General features: G+C 67.6%; 2 protein-coding genes. Both read left to right on the top strand.

What is annotated here, in order from left to right:
• The coding region (locus GTW58_RS13420) for an SDR family oxidoreductase (protein ID WP_168023595.1) at nt 1-440 on the top strand (440 nt) is incomplete at its 5' end.
• 73 nt (nt 441-513) lie between these two features.
• Nucleotides 514-658, top strand: a 145-nt coding sequence (locus GTW58_RS14795) for an SDR family NAD(P)-dependent oxidoreductase (RefSeq protein ID WP_168023594.1), incomplete at its 3' end; no start/stop codon positions are given.

Genomic DNA, 658 nt, shown 5'->3' with positions numbered 1-658 from the left:
AGGACGACTTCACGTCCGTGCTTGACACCAACCTGGTCGGCGCCTTTCGTGTGGCCAAGCGCGCGACCAAGGGCTTCCTCAAACTCAAGCGCGGTCGGATCGTGTTCATCTCCTCCGTGGTGGGGGTCATGGGTGCGCCCGGCCAGGCCAACTACGCCTCCTCCAAGGCTGGCCTGATCGGCATGGCGCGGGCCATCACCCGTGAGCTGGGCGCTCGGAACGTCACCGCCAACGTGGTTGCCCCGGGTTACATCACCACGGACATGACGGCGGAGCTGCCGGAGGACGTCACGGCCGACTACATGGCCAGCATCCCCGCCGGGCGATTCGGCGATCCTGCCGAGGTCGCCAGCGCCGTTCAGTGGTTGGCCTCGCCCGGGGCCGGGTACGTCAACGGGACCGTGATCCGCGTGGACGGCGGCCTCGGCATGGGCCTGTGACCCACACCGCCGCACCCCGAAACCACCAACGCCCACAGTCGAAAAACCCCCTCGATTGCAAGGAGAGCTGTTCATGAATTCCGTGGCAGGCAAGACCGTCGTCATCACCGGATCCTCCCGCGGCGTGGGCGCCGACACCGCCAAGGTCCTGGCGGGCGGGGGCGCCAACGTCGTCGTCAGCTACCGACAGAAGGCGCCGCGCGCCAACAAGGGCATCA

The organism is Kocuria subflava, assembly GCF_012163155.1.
In the GTDB taxonomy this organism is placed as follows: Bacteria; Actinomycetota; Actinomycetes; order Actinomycetales; family Micrococcaceae; genus Kocuria; species Kocuria subflava.
Note: the sequence above shows the minus strand (reverse complement) of the source record. Positions and strands in the feature narration are given on the sequence as shown.